Below are 18209 nucleotides of genomic sequence, written 5' to 3'. Positions count from 1 at the left end.
CGATATCCAGTGGGAATCCGTGCATGGGCATTATAATGTCCCGAAACGTGAAACCAGGAACAAAGGAACTCGAAACCACGAATAATCGCGGGTCTTTGGGAGAGCCATCTTTTCCGGCCGGCTCCCCCGACAGTCCCGAAAAAAACCCCTACGGCGTCTTCTCCTCGGCACACTCGAGTTCCGCGACGATCTCGGCCGCATCGTCCATGCGCCGGACGAGATCCTTGATCTCGATCAGGCGCTCGGCGCCGATGAAGTGCTCGGCCATCACCCGGGCCATATCGGTGAGTTCGATACGCCCGCCCCGCCGCCGGACCAGCCCGTAATCGAGGAGCGTGGGCAGGGCCGGCTCCAGCGTCCCGACCATCGTGCGGTTCATCCTGATAATCTGTTGCTCGTCGCCGTTCGAGACCACGGCGTTCGCGACGAACTCCTCCGTGCTCTGCTCCATATCATACTCGGGAGCGACCTCCTCCATCTCGCCCCGCAGGAGGCCGACGGCGACCTCCTCCTCAGTCTTGCCGGACGTCCGGGAATAGGATCCGCCGGGCTCCGCCATGATGACCACCCGGCCGAGGTCGTGGAAGTCCGGCCGCCCCGCCCGGCCCATCATCTGGTGGAACTCCTGCACGGTGAGCCACTGGATGCCCATAGCCAGAGCGTCGAAGATCACCTGGGACGCCGGGAAATCGACGCCGGCGGCAAGCGCTGCTGTCGTGACCACAGCGGCGATCTCCCCGTTCGCGAACCGCCGCTCCACGTCGCGGCGTTCCTGGGAGGTCAGCCCCGCGTGGTAGGGGGCGGCCTTCTTTCCGAGGGCGTCGGCGATGACGTGGCAGCGCGCCCGGGAGTTGGTGAAGACGATCGTCTGGCCCCGGTAGCCCTTCGACGACTTTACCTTATACTCCTCGGCGACCATCTGCTTGATGAAGTTGATCTTTTTCGCCCGCTCCACGAAGATGAGGTGGCGCTCGAGCGGGACCGGCCGGTCCGCGTAACGGACCAGGTTCGCCCGGAGTTTCTCCGCAAGCAGTCCGGGAAGCCCGATCGTGGCCGAGAGGTAGAGGAACTGGGCGTCGGGAGCGACGTGCTTGAGCCGGGCAATCAGCCCGTCGAGGCGGTGGCCCCGCTCCGGGTCCTCGAGCATCTGGACCTCGTCGATGACGATGGTCCCGATATCCTTCAAGGATCTGCCTGTCCGGAGAGCGTGGTCGATCCCCTCGTAGGTCCCCACCACCACGGGAGCGTTGACGTCCCGGTCTCCCGCCGGGCGGGTCTCGGGGAGGTTGAGGCGGCTCACCCCGACCTGCAGGGTGACCCGGACAAGGTGACCGTAGCGGTCACGGAACCGCTGATACTTCTGGTTCGCGAGGGCGACCAGCGGGACCAGAAAGAGCATCCTTCCCCGTCCCTCGAGGAAGTTCTTCATCCCGGCCATCTCCCCGATGAAGGTCTTGCCGCTCGCGGTGGCCGAGACGACGAGGAGGTGCTGCCCTTCGAGGAGCCCGTCCTGGACGGCGAGCTGCTGGACGGGCATCAGGTATTCGACCCCGGCGGACTTCGCGAATGCGGGAGGGAGCGCCAGATCGGTGATATGCGCCGTCTTCTGGACCTCGTGCGCCTCGAGCCGGTCAAAGAGCGTCCGCGTCCGGTCGGGGCGGTCGGGCCCTACCGACGCCAGCACCCGGTCGAGATCACGGACCTGGGCAAGGAGTTTCTCGAGATGGACCAGCACCGAGCCGCCGAACTTCCCCATGTAACCGAGTTCCCGGCGCATCTCGCGCTTTGCGCACTCCATGCAGATCCACTCCCCGCCGTACCTGACACCGGTCGCCTTATCGACGGGTACGAACCGGTCCTCGAGCTGGCAGTACCGGCAGATATCGATCCTGGATGCCGGGATCTGGAGGTCGGCAAGGAACGACTCGAACTCAGGGCTCTTCGCCGCAAGGAGAACCGAAGACCGGCGCAGCAGGGCGATCAGGTCCCTGGTCGGGGTGGGCTTGAGCTGTTTGCCCCGGCGGCGCATCTTGAAGTTCTTGGGCCGCCGGCCCTTCGGGGTCGCGGACAGATCGACGAATCCCGAGCCTTCGACGCGGCCGCCTTCGACAAACAGCAGCTTATACGTGCCTTTCTGAGGCTGGACGATGACCTTCATGGCGGGATCAGGTCGTGGATCGTGTAGGTGAGCCCCACCGTCTCCAGACGCTTGAGGAAATCGGTAAACTCCTCATCGACGATAAGAATTGCGCATTCCCGGCCGTGGAACGCCGCCTCGATGACGCCCTCCCGGGAGCCGAAGAACATGTCCGGGTCGATATTCGCCCTCCTGAGGGCCACGTAGGACTCAAGGCCGACAGCGCCCACCATCTCCGCGTCCCGGACAGCATCCCGGAGGAGGTCTGTCGAGACCTGCCGGGACCCGCCCCGCTCTACCCGCGGGACCTTGCAGACATGGACGAGCCCTTCCTCGTGCTTGATGATGCCGTTTAGCTGGGCGACCCCGAGATCTTCCCCGGCCTGGGCGTCCATGGTCGCGAGCCCGGTGGCGCTCTGCTCTTCTTTCGTCGCGTAAAGCCATCCGTTCCGCATGAAGACGCCGACCGTATCTCCTTTCCGGATCTCGTCACGGGCGATGGCCGTCCAGACCGCCACTTGCTGGATGATGTCCCGGTTGATGTGACGGGCATAGGACTCGAGCGCCTCGGCGTGCCGCAGGACCCACTCGATCCCGTTCTTCGTCACCTCGTAACGGCCCCGGCCGTGAGCGGTGACCAGCCCTTCGTCCACCAGTTCCCGGATGTACTCGGAGACGGCCTGGGGTGTCACGCCGAGTTTCCCGGCGATCTCCTGCTGGCGGACGGCCGGCTGGTGTTCGGCGATCTCTACGAGAATCTGGAACCGGGTGGCCTCCCGTTTGCTGCGCAGGATGACGTAAAGGGGATCGTCAGTGAGGTCGGTCAAGCAACACCATTCCCTGCCCTTTCACGTCGAGACCGGGGATCCTTTTCGCCAGTCCTTTGATGAAGATCGGACTGACCCCGTATTTACGGGATATATCGCCGATAGAAGTTGTCCCGGCCACGATCTCCTGCTGGACCGAATCCACGATCGTGCGGAGACCTTCGTCGTTCGATACGGCGATATGCAGCAGATCCCCGATATCGCCCATAGAACACTGAAAATTAGCTCTGAACTTGCTGTATGTCGCCCGGTATTCTTTTGTCGGTTTCTCTCCGGGCTTCGGCATCCGCCACTGCTCTTCGATCAGGTTTCCCTTCTTGAGGATAGAGAGGCACTCGGTCACTGTCGAGGTCCCGGCGTACGCCTCAAGATCCCCCTCGGTCAGCCAGGCCTTGTTCAAGAGTTCGTAGATCCGTTTATAGTCAGCATTATTGAACGTTATGAGAAGAGGAACCAGTTCCACCGGATCGTTAAGAATTTTAATATGTCCCGTCACTGCGATACCCTATTGTTATATCGTTGTATAACTCCATAAATTTTTGCTGAAATTTCAATGCATACACGTGGCACAATCATCATCCGGGGCATCGTTCAGGGGGTCGGGTTTCGTCCCTTTGTCTATGCAAAGGCACGGGAATTCGGGATCACCGGGACCGTCAAAAACCTCGGGAGCGAGGTAGAGATCCACGCATTCGGGGACCGCTTCGAGGAGTTCCTGGAGGCTGTTTCGAAAGGTACGCCGTTATCTCGTATAGATTCCGTAGATGTCCAGAATCTGCGCGGTAACCCTCCCGACACGTTTACCATCCTCGAAAGTGGTTCCGGGAGTCTCTCGGGATTCATCCCGACCGACGTCGCCACCTGTGACGACTGCATCGCCGATATTTTCACACAGGGGGGACGATACGAGGGTTATTGGGCCACCTCCTGCGTCAACTGCGGGCCACGGTACAGTATCATCACCGCCATCCCCTACGACCGGGAGCGGACGTCGATGGCGGAGTTCCCGGTCTGCCCCGCCTGCGGGAGCGATTACACCGATCCGTCGTGCCGGCGCCACCACGCCCAGACGATCGCCTGTGCAGCCTGCGGACCGCACCTCGCCCTACTCCGGGCCGACGGGACGCCGGTGGCGGGGGACCCCATCCGGGAAGCGGCGGCCCTTCTGGACGCCGGCTCGATCGTTGCCATCCGGGGGATAGGGGGGTTCCATATCGCCTGCATCGAAGAGGCCGCCGGGGAATTGAAACGCCGCCTCGGCCGGACGGAGCAGCCGCTCGCGGTGATGGCAACCCCGGAGGAGGTGGAGCGGATCGCGGCCGTCTCGGACGAGGAGCGGCAGGCCCTCCACTCCCGGGAACGGCCGATCGTGGTGCTCGCAAAACGGGACTCCGCATCCCACCCGGCGATCTCGAGCCTCCACACCATCGGGTGCATGCTCCCCTACACCGGGCTGCACCACCTCCTCTTCGCGAACCTCGCCCATCCGCTCCTGGTGATGACGAGCGCGAACCTGCCGGGCTACCCGATGATCACCGATCTCGGAATCGCTCTTGAGCGTCTTTCGGGGCAGGTCGACTGCATCCTCACCCATGACCGCCGGATCGTCAACCGGTGCGACGACTCTGTCGTCCGGGACGGCTACATTATCCGTTTATCAAGGGGCCTCGCCCCGAAACGGGAGGCGATCGACCTCGCCGGGGGATGCATCCTCGGCGTCGGCCCGGAGCTGAACGCGAACATCTCCGTTTACAAAGGCGGTTTCTGCATCACTTCCCCCCACGTCGGGAACGTCCGGAACCCCCAGACCCTCGCCTATCTGCAGGAGACGGCCGAGAGGCTCGGCGGGCTCACCGGCGCCCGGTACGACCGAGTCGTCCACGACCTCCACCCGCAGTTCCTCTCGACCCGCTACGCGAAGGAGGTCGCCGAAGCGACAGGGGCACAACTCCTCGCCGTCCAGCATCACCGGGCGCACATCGCTGCCACGACCCGGGAGGAGTGCGTCGGGATCGCGATCGACGGCGTGGGCTACGGCGACGACGCCACGATCTGGGGCGGCGAGGTGTTTGCGGGAGAGGTCCCTCACCTCGACCGGGTCGCCCACCTCGAGGTCGTCCCGATGCCGGGCGGCGACCTCGCCACCCGGTTCCCGGAGCGGATGCTCTACGGCATCCTCCCCACCTCCGAAGTCCGGGACATCCTGGCGTCACGGGGCTGGAGCGATATCGAGCTCGCCGTCCTCGTCAGGCAGGTGGAGCGGGGGTTGAACGTCGCCGCGACCTCGAGCACCGGCAGGGTGCTGGACGCCGCCGCGGCCCTCCTCGGGATCTGCCGGGAGCGAACCTACGACGGGGAGCCGGCGATGAAACTCGAGTCGGCGGCGCACGCCGGGAAGCCCTCGGCCTGGGACCTCGAATACCGGCGGGACGGCGGCAACTGCGAGGTTCTCTCGACCCGCTCGCTCCTCGCGGAGGCCCACCGGCGGTCCGCCGCCGGAGAACGGGCAAACGACATCGCCGCATCGATCCAGTACAACCTCGCCCGCGGCGTCGCCGCGATGGCCGTCCGGGCGGCCGAAGAGCGGGGGATCCCCCGGGTGGCGCTCTCGGGCGGGGTGGCCTACAACCGGGCAATCCGGGAGACGATCCGGACCGAGATTCGCACCGCCGGGCTCGAGTTCATCATGAATCAGGACTATCCGCTCGGCGACGGGTGCATCAGCTTCGGGCAGGTTGTCTACGGGGGGAGCGTGGAGGAGTGAAGGGGGAATCCGGGGATGCCTGAAGGATGGATACGGACTGAGATGGATAGGATGAAGGCCCTGAGCGTCACTGATTTTGCAGAAATTTAACACTCCCTTTGTCCACATCTTTCGGTTAGGAGTAATTCTGGTGCAATGTACGTAATCAGATGTAATTTGATGCAATTTGATACAATCTGATGCAACCGCAGTTAAAAATTACACAAGATCCAGCCTCAATCTAACAAAAAATGGCAGGACATCTGAGATCATTTCTACAATCATCTACAATCCATTCAACAATCATGCATCATGCACCTGATCAGGGACAAGAACCCACTTTGCAGCTTTAGTCCTCCCAATAGGCATTATTGTCCCATCTTTGCGCATCTCCTGAAGTAGATCCCTGATGAAATGATGTTTCTGTTCCTCGTTCAGCGCATCTGAGACCTTGTCCAGCAGCAGGTCTTCAATCTCCGCTCTGTTTGCCTCATGGTAGGCCTTTAGGTACGCAACCACCAGACTCTTGAAATGCGCCCTGTCAAACGACCGCTTCCTGATATAATCGGCGCGTGTGTCGGTTTCGGCCGCAACACTCTCCGAAACATAGAGATTCGGATGCCGCCCTTCAATGAGTTTCTTCTTCCGGAGACCGGTTCTTTCTTCAGGCGTGATGGAGTAGCCCTTCTGTATTTTATCGAGAGTAATCACATCCATCAGCGTCAGATCCTTCCGTTTGATGAGCATCCGCGTGTATCTCTCATCAATCACCCGGCCGGGAATTGTGACTTTCACCACCCCGGTTTCACCAAGGTCATAATCAGGCATCGGAAAATTACGATCCCGCTGTATCCGAAACATCCTTTTGATCCCACTGCCGATGGTGTCGATCATCTTCAACTCTACCATCGCGCCAGCAAGAAAGGGATTCCGATACTGGTCCGGTGGCACATCACGCTCGATTACGCTCTGGACAGTTCCCGGAATAAAATCGCCACGATTCGTGAACATCAGGGAATCCGGCCTCTCAGTCACGGTAATGCGGGCAGATTGTTGGTAATCCTGATGGGCGATACAGTTGTGTAGCGCCTCACGGACGACCCAGGGATCGTACTGTGTTACCTCAAGTGGGAACAGCGTCTCCCCCGAAATATGGCGGACAGTAAGGTTTCTGATCTTGCTAAAAATCTTATCGACGGCGAGTATCAGTGGCAGCTCGAAATGGGCGTAGTCGATCTCCACCTCGTCCTTATCCCTGAGAACCCAGGTAATGTGCGCAATTGCTGGTGAAAGAAGATGTGCGGCCTCACTCTTTCCCAGGAGAACTATTGCAGCATTCGTAATCCGACCCTGACGACAGACATGTGCCCTGGCAAGGAACGAAATGTTGTCCCACTCATCCACTTCGCTTGCAAATTCCTGGTGTTTCTCTTTGTACTTTTCCCGTGCAAAGGCAATTGCCTCAGGATCGAGATCCGCAAGAGTGGCTCCCTCACACACCTTTGCCGACCAGTCATCCAGAGGGGCCTGTCTGCGTATCACTTCAATCTCATGGAGGCCAAGAGGTCCGAGTGACTCATGGATACGACCATAGGCAACACTTTTCCATGTTGTCGGGATGCCGCGTGCGGCTGGAGGGATTTCAAACATAATCACTCGCTTCCCATCGATCATGAGTTCATGAATGGCGGAACATGTCATTTGGTGATTCGTATGCCGTGCAATCTCCTCTTTGAGGCGGTCAAGGCCAGGTGGAGTGAGCCGATAGTTTGAACCGATAATCTCTCTGGGCAGTTTGTCGGTGACACCAAAGATAAGCCAGCCTGCAGGCTTTTCGTTCAGGTTGGCTTCATTGCTCAATGCTGAGAAGTATTTTCCAATTTTATCGAAATCATAGTTATTTTTTGCTTCCTTGAACTCGATCCACTCGGTCTCGGCTGGAAGACACATTATCTCCCGCAATTGAACATTCATATCTCCAGACATTGCCCCTGTTTCGTCGATCACGTTACGCTGCAAAGTTCCAACCTGCGTTGTGGGTTGTCAGGGATATATTCGGTAAGAAGGTTCTGTTCAGTCGATAATTTCTCATTAACGCTCTTATCCGCAATTCATCCCGACAAGGTTGGTGAATACCAATAAGTAGCCTCTGACCGAAATAAAATCTTGGATCGGCATTTCTGAGGGGCTGCCCGGACGAAGGTGCAACGATCAATACAGGAAAAATCAGCCCGACATCTCACCCAATATCACCCGTAAAAACCTCTTTCCCAACTCATTTTTGGAACAGACCGTCTAAACGAGCCATCCCCTGTAGCCTGCGAGTATCGGGGAATCTGCTAAAGGAGATACGGCTCAACGAATGACTACGATGACACACGGATCGATAAAACACCGGCCAACTACCGGCGAAAAAAAGGGTTTAGCCGAAGAGGGCACCGAGACCGGCCATGCCGCTCTCTTCTTCCTCTTCCTTCTTCTCCTCTTCCTCGGCCTCTTCCTCGGCTGCGGGCGCGGCGGCTGCAGGTGCAGCGGCTGCGGCGGGGGCAGCGGCGACGGGCGCGACGGCGGCCTTGTTGATGGCCTCCTCGATGTTCACGTCCTCGAGTGCGGCGACGAGCGCCTTCACGCGGGCGTCCTGGACCTCGACACCGGCCGCGTTCAGGACAGCAGTCACATTCTCTTCAGTTACATCCTTGCCTGCGTTGTGCAGGAGCAGTGCAGCGTAGATATACTCCATAGTTCATTCACCTCTTTTTGAAATGATATTAGCCGAAGAGGGCACCGAGACCGGCCATGCCGCCCTCTTCGTCCTCTTCCTTCTTCTCCTCTTCCGTCTCTTCTTCCTCGGGCTCCTCTTCGGCAGCAGCCGGGGCTGCCGCGGGTGCCGCAGCGGTCGCAGCCGATGCCGCCTTCAGGGTCGCCTCATCGAGCTCGAACCCACGGCCCTGTGCCGCGAGCGCGACGGCCAGCATCTCGCGCTGTGCCCGTCCGATGATCAGGTCGACGATATCCTTCTCGTAGATGCTCGCTTCGACGCCCACGTTCCGGGCTTCGCGCACCGCCTTGCCGATGATGGCCGCGACGGTGAGCCTGGTCGGGACGACGGCGTTGACCGAGAGGTTGAACGCCTGCCGGGCCGCGAGCGCGATGTTGTTTGCGTAGGCTTCCTCGTCGATAGCGAGCAGGTCCGGCGTGAAGATGGTCTCCCGGTAGTATGCGGCCTGCAGGATGAGGCCGACGTCCATCGGCTTGACACCGAGCTTCACGAGAGCGTCGGCAATCTTCTTGTTGATGACCTCGCCCTTCTTCACGACCGTCTTCGTCTCGCGGATCTTGACCTTTCCACCCTCGATGGCTGCGGGAATGCCCACCTGCTGGAGTTCGCCCACGATCGGGCCGGGCTTGAAGCTGGTCGGGCCCTTCGGGATGACGATGTCTTCCGGCGCAGTTTCGCCGGGCTTCGCCGCCATCTTCGTCTTGGTCTGTTCAAGCAGCTTGAAGAGTTTGAACGGGTTCTCGTTCGTAAAGATCAGGGCGCTCTGGCCTTCGGCGTGGTCGTTGAGGGCCGCGACGCTACCGCCGAGCTCGTTTAAGGCATGCTCGATCAGCGTGTTGCGGGCCATCTTCACCCTCGCCGTGCCGCGGAGGTTCCGCCGGATATGCTGGACCTGCGAGGCGGGAATGCCGTACATGTCCACAACGCCGACGAGCGTGTGCTCCTCGATGCCGCGCTTGATCTCCTCTACTTCTTCCTTCTTCCACCGGGGCAGGTGGTGCGTATAGAGTGCCATCAGATTACCCTCACTGCCGGCCCCATGGTCGTCTTCACGTAAACCGAGTGGATGTTCATCGCCCCGTTCTCCAGAACGGACTCAACCCTCCGAAGAACCGTGTCGATGTTCTCGGCGATCTGCTCGGGCTCCATCCCGGAAGTTCCGACCTTCGTGTGGAAGACCTTCTTGTCCTTCGTCCGGATCTTCACGGAGCTCCTCAGACGCTGAACGATGGGCCGAATATCCATTCCCTGCGGAACCGGCATCGGCATCCGCCCGCGCGGACCGAGCCTGACACCGAGATAACGGCCGACGAGAGGCATCATTGCCGTCTCGGCAAGGAAGAACCGGTACTCTTCCGCCACCTTACGCGCTTCACGGGGTTCCCCCCCGAGCCGCTCGATCTCCTCAGGTCCGATAATAAGGTCCACGTTCACCTCTTTTGCCTGGGTGACAATGTCGCCCTTCCCGAGAACGGCGATCTTGACGTTGTCAAAACCGTTCGGGAGATGAATCGTCTCATCGATACGATTCTTGGGCTGGGACATATCGATATTCCTGAGGTTGACGGTGATATCCACGCTCTCCTTGAACTTCCGTTCCGGAGCCTTTGAGAGGGCCGTTTCCACGGCTTCCTGTATACTGGTTTTATCAACCATCCTTTGCCTCCATAGTACACGACCTCACGATCTTCTATGGTTGTCTGACATCTATGCGACGAGTACGCCGTCGTACTCCCCGTCATTGACGGCCTGGATCATCTCGCGGGGCTTTTTTCCCTCGACGGTGACGCCGACGCTCACGCACGTTCCGAGGACCTCTTTGACCGCGGACTTCAGATCGTACGAGAGCATGCCATCAAATTTCATACGGGCAATACGGACAGCGGCCTCCAACGGCAGATCTCCTGCCACCAAAGCACCCGGCTCCGCCGAGCCCTTCTCGATACCGGCCTCTTTCATGACGAGCGCCGTCGTGGGTGGAATACCCACCTCAATCGTGAAGTTCTTCTTATCGTCGACCGTGACCGTCACCGGCACCTGCATGCCGTTGAATTCGGCTGTTTTTTTGTTGATATCGTCGACGACAGCCTTCACATTGATACCGAGAGGGCCGAGCGCAGGGCCCAGAGGCGGGCCTGCTGTTGCCTTGCCGCCGGGTACCAATACCTCGACCGTTTCTGCCATACAAGTTCACCAGCTTATTATTCCTCAGGGGAATAGTTGCCTGGGTTATCTAAGGTCAACGTAAGAGAATTTAAAGTATGGTACCCGGGCGGCACCCGGAGCCCGCACGAACGGACGGCCTCGGGCGGTGGAAACCATCACCGCCGGCAGTGCAACGACCCGTGCCCGGGCAAAAAAGAAGGAGGAGAACTATTCTTCAGGAAGCGTCTTCCGAGCGTTCCACGACGCGAACGGAGTCGCCGCGAACCGTGATCGGGATCGGAACCATACTCTCGTAGAGTTCGACTGTAATCTCTTCCTTTCCGGTATCGATACGCTTGACAACCGCTTTCTCACCCTTGAACGGGCCGGCGATGATCTCGACGATGGTGCCCTCGGTGATGCCGCTGACCACCGGTTTCGGCACCAGGAAATGCTCCACCTCGGAGAGAGCCGTCGAGCCCTGCACCACCGCGCGCGCATGGGGGATCAGCTCCACCAGCTGCTCTATCCGGGCGATGGAGTCGGGACTCTCCACGAGGACGTAGCCCTTCAGTTCCTCGGGAACCATGACGGCCATCACGTGGATGTCTTTCTGCTCCCTCGTCACCTTCTCGATATTGTCGGCAACCGTCCGCTCCTGCTTCGCGGTCGTCTTGATCGCGTATACTCTGTTTGCGCTCTCAGCCATATCCATCATTTGGGCAATACCAGAAGGATCTCGTATATGATAAAGCCGACAAGGCCGATGAGCATGATCCCGGCCGCAGCCACGATGGCGATCTTGGAGAACTCGTCGCGGGTCGGCGTCCGTGCCAGTTTCAGCACGCGCCAGTACTTCTTGAAGAGCTCCTCCTCGATCTTGAACGACTTTACTTCCTCCAACGTCTCTTTATAATCCATCATACCGGCTCACTTCAGGAAGTCGATCTCAAACTGTTTCATCATACGTGGCATACTCTTTTCGTTTCTCCCATATATTTGTGGTGACCGGACGCCGGTGACCACGAGCAGCGTACGCATCTTGCCCTGCATGTCGGGGTCGACCTGGGCACCCCAGATGATGCGGGCATCGGGATCGATGCGGTCGTAGACCTCCTGGATGACGCCTTCGGCCTCGGACATCGTCATATCGGGTCCGCCGACCACGTTGACGAGCGCTGCGGTCGCGCCGGATATGTCGACATCGAGCAGCGGGGAGCGCAGCGCCTTCTTGACCGAGTCGGCGGCTTTGTCCTCACTGTCGCTCTCGCCCATCCCGATCATCGCGACGCCTCCCCGCTCCATGACGGTCCGGACATCGGCGAAGTCGAGGTTCACGAGCCCGGGCATCGTGATCAGCTCGGTGATGCCCTTGACCGCCCGCATCAGCACCTCGTCCGAGACCTTGAACGCGGCGTGGAGCGGAAGGCGGGGCACGACCTCGAGCAAGCGGTCGTTGGGGACGACGATGACGGTATCCGCCACCTCGCGGAGCCTCTCAAGGCCGGCCTCGGCGTTCTGCCCCCGGATAGCGCCTTCGGCCGTGAACGGCAGGGTGACCACGGCGATGGTCAGGGCGCCCTCTTCCCGTGCGGACTTCGCGACCACGGGTGCGGAGCCCGTACCGGTGCCGCCCCCGAGCCCGGTGGTGATGAAGACCATATCGCACCCCTCGACGGCCCGCTTGATGTCGTCCTCGTTCTCGAGGGCCGCCTCCTCGCCGACCTGGGGGATCGAGCCTGCACCAAGGCCGCGGGTCCTCTGTCTCCCGATGAGAATTCGGGTCTCGGCCTGTGTCCGGATAAGGTGCTGGGCATCGGTGTTGAGAGCGATCAGCCGCGCCCCGTTGATGCCTTCCTCCGCCATCCGGGTGACCGTATTCGAACCGCCGCCTCCGCACCCGACGACTGCGATCTCAGTACGGAGCTCCATGAGGACATCCTCAAGGTCCTTGTCGACCTCCGTGGGCTCAGCAAAGCGCTGTTCCTCGCGTGCCCGTGAAAGTGCCTCTTCTACGATGGATTTCATATGTAACTCTCCAATCCCGGGATATGTATCCGCTTTACGCTGGCTGTCTGCACTGCATCGGGTGTGATCCTCCGTCCCTCGATCTCAACCGCTTTCCCACCGGCAAGCATGGCGAAGAGCGGCCCCTTTGGAACCCCATGTTTGCGCGCCTTCTCGGGGTCGAACCGCACCTTCCGGAGGACGAGGTGATCACCGTCGATAACAGCATTTTCACAGATAAGCAAGAGTTTTACACACAGGGTAGTTATATCACTTGCGAGTCGGGACGACCCGATTTCAAAGCAGATAAACATCGGTAAAACTTCTGTGGAATCTTTTGAGAGGTGAGCGACCGGTAATTCATCGAGAGCGTCAATAAACCCGGCTTTATTGCTTTTTATCACCTCTTCTATCAGATCAGGGGTTATCTGCACCGCAACGGGGGTTCCCTCTCCTGCAAGATCGTGGACACGAATGCGTGACCCGGGAGCGATCTCTTCGGCGAGCGCCCTGACCGCAAGATAGGTGTTCCACTCGAGGCGCGAGGCTTCGAGGATCTCCGACTCGGAGAGAAGGAGGAGCCCGGCTTCGCCAAGCATCCGCTCGATCCGCCCGACCTCATCGGTAGAGAGCGATTTTTTGTCGATGTAAGCGGCCACGGCACTGCTCGCCTCCTGCATCGCCCGGAGAAGGACGGGGTTGACGGCGCCGAACTGCCTGGTCGGCGCGATGTGACCGAAAGCGCCCCGGGAGGAGAGTGCGATCTCGGTCTGCCGCACGGCGTAGTGGGTTCCGCCGAAGCCGATGAGATTGATCGTCTCTCCCGGCGCCGCGGAGAGGATGCTCTCCGCCACCGCCATCCCGGCGGCCGGATCGGTCCATTCCGTGGTGGTTGACCCGATCTCGACGAAGAGCGACGGCGTCGAGAGCGCAGTCGGGCCGTGGTGCGTCACCTCGTAGGAGACCCGGTACCCCTCCGGGGCCCGGGCGGCGAGGTTGCCGAGGATTACATGCATCCATGCAGGGGCTGCCGGCGCGAGCATTCCCGGCTCTCCGCCGAGGTCGGCGGTCTCGTAGTTGCCGGTCACGTGCACGGTCAGGCAGGGCACGGGCTGCACGCTCGCGTGCCGGGAGATGAAGATGATGAGGTCGGCATCGACCTCCCGGTCGATCCGGTCCTGGTGGATCAGCCTTCCTGCGACCTCGTGGAACGCCAGCTCGTGACCGTCCGCAAGCGGCCATCGACCGCCTGCCGCGAGCAGGGTTCGGAGGTTATCCCGGATGTTTACTCCCGCAACGTCCATTTTCGAATTGATCAGCGCGATCCGCATCGGGTACACGTGGGTCGGCTGCATGCTAAATGATAATGCTTGACTGACGCGATAGTAAATCCTATCTTCCTGCAAACAGACCATGTGAGTACTATGGACGAAGATAAGATACGGGAAGCATTCGAGGCATACGGCATAACAGACGAGATCACCTGCCCTCAGGCATTCGAGATATCGGAGAAGTACAGCATCCCGAAGATGGATATCGCCCGGTATTGCAACCAGCGCGAGCCAAGAATTAAGATCCGGGGCTGCCAGCTGGGCTGTTTCAGATGAGCCTCTTTCTTGAGGTCGTATCCGTCGGCGAGGCCGTGGAGACGGTGCGGAGGATCGCGCCCCTGCCCGGGTGCGAGGAGGTTCCGCTCGAAGACGCGCTCCACCGGGTTCTCGCGAGGGACGTCCGCGCCGATATCGATATCCCGGGGTTCGACCGGTCGACGGTCGACGGCTACGCGGTCGCCGCGGCCGAGACCACCGGGGCCTCCGAGGCCATCCCGGCGATGCTCCAGTGCCGTGGCCGGGTCGGGATGGGAAGCGCGGACGCGGGAACGGTCTCCCGGGGATCGTGCCTGTACGTCCCCACCGGCGGCGCTCTCCCCGGGGGCGCGGACGCGGTGGTGATGATCGAGCACACCGAGCAGATCGGGGACGACGTCCTGATTCATCGTCCGGTGGCACCCGGCGAGAACGTGGTCTTCCGGGGCGAGGACTTCGGGGCAGGGAAGGTGATCCTTGAACGGGGACGTGTGCTTTCGCCCCGGGAGATCGGCGTTGCCGCGGCTGTCGGCGCCGACCGGGTCTGTGTGGCGAAGATGCCGAAGATCGGGATCGTATCCACGGGGAACGAACTCGTTCCCGTCGTCGAGACACCCGGGCCGGGCGAGGTGCGGGACGCGAACTCTTACCTCGCCGGCGCCTTCGTGACGGAGCGGGGCTGCCACCCGGTCTACTTCGGGATCGTCAGGGACGAACGGGCCGTGCTGAAGCGGGCGATCGCTTCGGCGCTTGAAAGGTGCGACGCAGTGCTGGTCTCGGGAGGGTCTTCAAAGGACGAGCGGGACAACACCGCAGCGGTCATCGCGGAACTCGGCGAGGTGCTGGTCCACGGGATCGCTCTCGCACCCGGAAAGCCGACCATCATCGGGACAGCACGGGGAAAATCGGTCATCGGGCTCCCCGGGCACCCGGCTTCGGCCTTCGTCGTGCTCGTCGCCATCGTCGACCACCTGCTTGCGGCGATGCGCCAGACCGCCGTCTCCCGGCGGACCGTCCGCGCACGGCTGACGCAGAACGTCCCCTCCAGCCGGGGGCGGGAGGACTACGTCCGGGTCAGCACGAGCGGCGGTGAAGCCACGCCGGTCTTCGGGAAGTCGGGGCTCCTCAACACCCTGGTGCAGAGCGAGGGGCTGGTGCGTGTCCCGGCGTCGAGCGAGGGGTTCGAGGTCGGCGAGGAGGTCGAGGTGATCCTGTGGTGAAGCGCTACCTCTCGGTCATAACGCTCGCAGAGGCGCTGGCACTCGTGGAGCGCTCCTTTCCGGCGGTTCCGGGGGCCGTCCGTGTCCCGGTGAATGCCGGGGCGGTGGGGAGGATCACCGCAGAGCCCATATTCGCCCGGTTCTCGGTCCCCGCCATCCACATCTCGGCGATGGACGGGATCGCGGTGAGAAGCGCCGATACCGTCGGCGCGAGCGAGCAGCGGCCGGTGACCCTCCCGGATGCGGCGAGGGTCAATACGGGAAACATCGTCCCGCCCGGCTACGACGCGGTGATCATGATCGAGGACGTCTGGATTAACGGCGAGACCTATACCGTTCGAAAGCCGGTCAGCCCCTGGCAGCACATCCGCCCGGTCGGCGAGGATATCGGCGAGTCGGAGATGATCCTCCCGAGGGGCCACCGGATCCGGCCGCATGACGCAGGAGCGCTCGCGAACTACGGGGTCACGGAGGTTGCGGTCCGAAACGTCCGGGCCGGCCTGATCCCCACCGGGAGCGAACTCGTGCCGGCAGGCGAGATGCCTCCGCCCGGGAAGGTGGTGGAGAGCAACACCCTGATGGCCGCGGCGGTCCTTGCGGAGGCGGGCGTGGAGGCGCACCGTTACCCAATCGTCCCGGACGACTACGGCCTGATCCGGGACGCCGTCCGGCGCGGCGTCGCCGAGAACGATATCGTGCTCGTCTCGGCGGGCTCGTCCGCCGGGACCCGGGACTATACCGCCGATGTCGTCCGGGAACTCGGCGAGGTGCTGGCGCACGGGGTCGCCATCAAACCCGGAAAGCCAGTGATCATCGGCAGGATCGAGGGAAAGCCGGTGGTCGGGCTCCCCGGCTATCCCCTTGCGGCGGCGACGGTGCTGCGCGAGCTCGTCATGCCGCTCATCTCCCGCTACGGCATGCCCGTCCGCGAGCCGGAGCGCGTTGCCGCCCGGCTGACCACGAGCCTCCATTCGGATATCGGGACAGACGAGTTCGTCCTCCTCTCGGCAGGGAGGATTGGCGACCACTGGGTCGCGGTTCCCCAGTCACGGGGCGCAGGAGTCCAGATGAGCGCGGTGCGGGCGAACGGCTACATGCAGATCACTGCGCAGAAGGAGGGGGCCGAGGCGGGGGAGACCGTGGACGTCCGGCTCACCGTCCCCCGCGCCGAGGCGGAGGAGGCGGTGCTCGTCACCGGCAGCCACGACCCGGCCCTCGACTACCTGGCCGACCTGGTGCGGCCGCGCGGCGTCGACATCCACTCCACCCATGCCGGAAGCATGGGCGGGGTGATCGCGTTAAAAAAGCAGGAGTGCCACGCTGCCCCGATGCACCTCCTCGCCCCCGACGGCACCTACAACACCCATTACCTGGAGCGCTATATGCCCGGAGCCGACCTCGCCCTCCTCTGCGTGGCAGAACGCCAGCAGGGCATCATATCGCGCGACGGCCTCTCGTTCGACGACCTGCCGGGGCGGGCGTTCGTCAACCGGCAGAAGGGGTCGGGGACCAGGATGCTCCTCGATCACCGTCTCGCGGAGCACGGCATCAACCCGGCGTCCATCCCCGGCTACGAGCGCGAGGTGACGACGCACCTTGCGGTGGCGCTTGCCGTCCGGACCGGGGAGGTTGATGCGGGAATGGGGGTCTACAGTGCCGCAAAAGCACTCGATCTCGCGTTCGTCCCGGTGGCAACGGAGCGCTACGAGCTCGTGATGCACCGCTCAATGCTCGACGACCCCCGCATTGCAGTCCTCGTCGAGACCGTCTCCTCGGAGGCGTTCAGGCGGATCCTCCGGGACCTCGGGGGCTACGAGACGGACGAAACAGGCGCGCTGCGCGAACTGCGAGGATGACCGCCTCCTCGGGCGTGGCGCAGGCAAACACCCCCTCTATCTTCCAGGTCAGTAGACCGAAGACGGGTTTTCCCGTCTTGAGTGCAACGGCAATCTCCGAGAGCGTGCCGTAGCCTCCCCCGACGGCGATCACCGCGTCGGCCGAGTGAACGAGGACGACGTTCCTCGCGTGGCCCATCCCGGTGCGGATCACCGCGTCGAGGTAGGGGTTCCCCTCCCCGGTGTCAGGGAGGATGCCCACGGTCGTCCCGCCGGCCTCTTTTGCACCCCTGCAGGCGCCCTCCATCACCCCGCCGAGGCCGCCGCAGCAGACGGTCTCATGATTGCCGGCGATGAGGTAGCCGATGGTCTCCGCCGCTTCGTACTCCTCAACGGAACAGTCCCCCCTCCCGACGACTGCAATCTGCATGGGGGAGAAGTCGGGGGGGTAGGGGATAAAAGGGGTGGGGTGAAGGGAACATGCCTTCGCGGCTTCGCGTCTTTCGCGTGAGGCTCCATCGCCCCCGTACTGAAAACTCACGCGAAGTGCGAGCGCAAGCGGAGCTTGAGCACCGAAGGTGTGAGTCACGAAGAACGCGAAGGACAATGGATGGAACATCCGAAGTTTGAGCAACCGCCAGGTTGCGAAGGGAAGTCGGGGGTTTGACCTCCCGGGGGATAGTCTCAAACATGTTAGCGAAGTACCGGGCCCATCGCAATCCCTATATACGGATTTTAAGGAGATATCGCCACGGACTGCCCCCGCCCCTTGGGGCGGGGAACGACGCTCCGCTAGGAGCGGAGTTTGAGCACCGTCAGGTGCGGAGGAGGAGCCCGAAGCGCGGGTGGGGTGGGGGTTACAGACATTCATTCCGACGTGGAGACAGGGGAGGGGGGGGGGGCCCCCCCCCCGTCCCCCCCCCCCCCCCC

General features: G+C 61.8%; 17 protein-coding genes. 4 read left to right on the top strand and 13 right to left on the bottom strand.

Going from position 1 to position 18209, the window contains the following annotated elements:
• Nucleotides 1-148: 148 nt before the first annotated feature.
• The 3 genes from BRA62_RS07030 to BRA62_RS07020 are packed head-to-tail and all read right to left on the bottom strand — an operon-like array spanning nucleotide 149 to nucleotide 3460.
• Nucleotides 149-2158, bottom strand: a complete 2010-nt coding sequence (locus BRA62_RS07030) for a DEAD/DEAH box helicase (RefSeq protein ID WP_292365861.1) — start codon at nucleotides 2156-2158, stop codon at nucleotides 149-151.
• Nucleotides 2155-2964, bottom strand: coding sequence for a winged helix-turn-helix transcriptional regulator (locus tag BRA62_RS07025; RefSeq protein ID WP_292365860.1), 810 nt, complete (start codon nucleotides 2962-2964; stop codon nucleotides 2155-2157). Before BRA62_RS07025 ends, BRA62_RS07030 begins: the two co-directional genes overlap by 4 nt.
• Nucleotides 2948-3460, bottom strand: a complete 513-nt coding sequence (locus BRA62_RS07020; RefSeq protein ID WP_292365859.1) for an ArsR family transcriptional regulator — start codon at nucleotides 3458-3460, stop codon at nucleotides 2948-2950. Before BRA62_RS07020 ends, BRA62_RS07025 begins: the two co-directional genes overlap by 17 nt.
• A gap of 57 nt (nucleotides 3461-3517) precedes the next feature.
• Here BRA62_RS07020 and hypF point away from each other — a divergent pair, with 57 nt between their 5' ends.
• Complete coding sequence (hypF, locus tag BRA62_RS07015) at nucleotides 3518-5728, top strand: carbamoyltransferase HypF (protein ID WP_292365858.1); 2211 nt, start codon at nucleotides 3518-3520, stop codon at nucleotides 5726-5728.
• A gap of 282 nt (nucleotides 5729-6010) precedes the next feature.
• On the opposite strand, the gene BRA62_RS07010 is transcribed toward hypF, so the two are convergent.
• The 9 genes from BRA62_RS07010 to BRA62_RS06970 form a co-directional block, all read right to left on the bottom strand.
• Nucleotides 6011-7714: an RNA-binding domain-containing protein gene (locus BRA62_RS07010; protein ID WP_292365857.1), complete on the bottom strand. Its 1704-nt coding sequence runs from the start codon at nucleotides 7712-7714 to the stop codon at nucleotides 6011-6013.
• 415 nt (nucleotides 7715-8129) lie between these two features.
• Complete coding sequence (rpl12p, locus tag BRA62_RS07005) at nucleotides 8130-8447, bottom strand: 50S ribosomal protein P1 (protein ID WP_292365856.1); 318 nt, start codon at nucleotides 8445-8447, stop codon at nucleotides 8130-8132.
• A gap of 28 nt (nucleotides 8448-8475) precedes the next feature.
• The gene (locus BRA62_RS07000; protein WP_292365855.1) at nucleotides 8476-9501 is read right to left on the bottom strand and encodes a 50S ribosomal protein L10; all 1026 of its coding nucleotides are present in this window, start codon (nucleotides 9499-9501) and stop codon (nucleotides 8476-8478) included.
• Nucleotides 9501-10142 carry a 50S ribosomal protein L1 gene (locus BRA62_RS06995; protein WP_292365854.1) on the bottom strand — a complete coding sequence of 214 codons (642 nt, stop codon included), beginning with the start codon at nucleotides 10140-10142 and terminating at the stop codon, nucleotides 9501-9503. The genes BRA62_RS07000 and BRA62_RS06995 overlap by 1 nt, the downstream gene beginning before the upstream one ends.
• 51 nt (nucleotides 10143-10193) lie before the next feature.
• Nucleotides 10194-10670 (bottom strand): 50S ribosomal protein L11, encoded by a 477-nt coding sequence (locus BRA62_RS06990; protein ID WP_292365853.1) that lies wholly within the window; start codon nucleotides 10668-10670, stop codon nucleotides 10194-10196.
• A 196-nt stretch (nucleotides 10671-10866) separates the two neighbouring features.
• Nucleotides 10867-11340 (bottom strand): transcription elongation factor Spt5, encoded by a 474-nt coding sequence (locus BRA62_RS06985; RefSeq protein WP_250986959.1) that lies wholly within the window; start codon nucleotides 11338-11340, stop codon nucleotides 10867-10869.
• A gap of 5 nt (nucleotides 11341-11345) precedes the next feature.
• Nucleotides 11346-11555 carry a protein translocase SEC61 complex subunit gamma gene (locus BRA62_RS06980; RefSeq protein ID WP_250986631.1) on the bottom strand — a complete coding sequence of 70 codons (210 nt, stop codon included), beginning with the start codon at nucleotides 11553-11555 and terminating at the stop codon, nucleotides 11346-11348.
• A gap of 6 nt (nucleotides 11556-11561) precedes the next feature.
• On the bottom strand, nucleotides 11562-12659 hold the full coding sequence (gene ftsZ, locus BRA62_RS06975; RefSeq protein ID WP_292365852.1) for a cell division protein FtsZ: 1098 nt from the start codon (nucleotides 12657-12659) through the stop codon (nucleotides 11562-11564).
• Nucleotides 12656-13993 carry a D-aminoacyl-tRNA deacylase gene (locus tag BRA62_RS06970; RefSeq protein ID WP_331518971.1) on the bottom strand — a complete coding sequence of 446 codons (1338 nt, stop codon included), beginning with the start codon at nucleotides 13991-13993 and terminating at the stop codon, nucleotides 12656-12658. Before BRA62_RS06970 ends, ftsZ begins: the two co-directional genes overlap by 4 nt.
• 69 nt (nucleotides 13994-14062) lie before the next feature.
• Between BRA62_RS06970 and BRA62_RS06965 the strand changes: the two genes are divergently transcribed.
• From BRA62_RS06965 to BRA62_RS06955, 3 genes are read left to right on the top strand one after another with little or no spacing between them, the layout of a single operon-like run.
• On the top strand, nucleotides 14063-14245 hold the full coding sequence (locus BRA62_RS06965) for a hypothetical protein (RefSeq protein ID WP_292365851.1): 183 nt from the start codon (nucleotides 14063-14065) through the stop codon (nucleotides 14243-14245).
• Complete coding sequence (glp, locus tag BRA62_RS06960) at nucleotides 14242-15444, top strand: gephyrin-like molybdotransferase Glp (RefSeq protein WP_292365850.1); 1203 nt, start codon at nucleotides 14242-14244, stop codon at nucleotides 15442-15444. Before BRA62_RS06965 ends, glp begins: the two co-directional genes overlap by 4 nt.
• Nucleotides 15438-17300 (top strand): molybdopterin biosynthesis protein, encoded by a 1863-nt coding sequence (locus BRA62_RS06955; RefSeq protein WP_292365849.1) that lies wholly within the window; start codon nucleotides 15438-15440, stop codon nucleotides 17298-17300. Before glp ends, BRA62_RS06955 begins: the two co-directional genes overlap by 7 nt.
• Here BRA62_RS06955 and BRA62_RS06950 read toward each other — a convergent pair.
• Nucleotides 17227-17709, bottom strand: a complete 483-nt coding sequence (locus BRA62_RS06950) for a TIGR00725 family protein (protein ID WP_292365848.1) — start codon at nucleotides 17707-17709, stop codon at nucleotides 17227-17229. The two genes, BRA62_RS06955 and BRA62_RS06950, sit on opposite strands and share 74 nt — an antisense overlap.
• Between the last annotated feature and the right edge of the window lie 500 nt (nucleotides 17710-18209).

Source organism: Methanoculleus sp. UBA208 (assembly GCF_002498065.1).
Classification (GTDB): domain Archaea; phylum Halobacteriota; class Methanomicrobia; order Methanomicrobiales; family Methanoculleaceae; genus Methanoculleus.
Note: the sequence above shows the minus strand (reverse complement) of the source record. Positions and strands in the feature narration are given on the sequence as shown.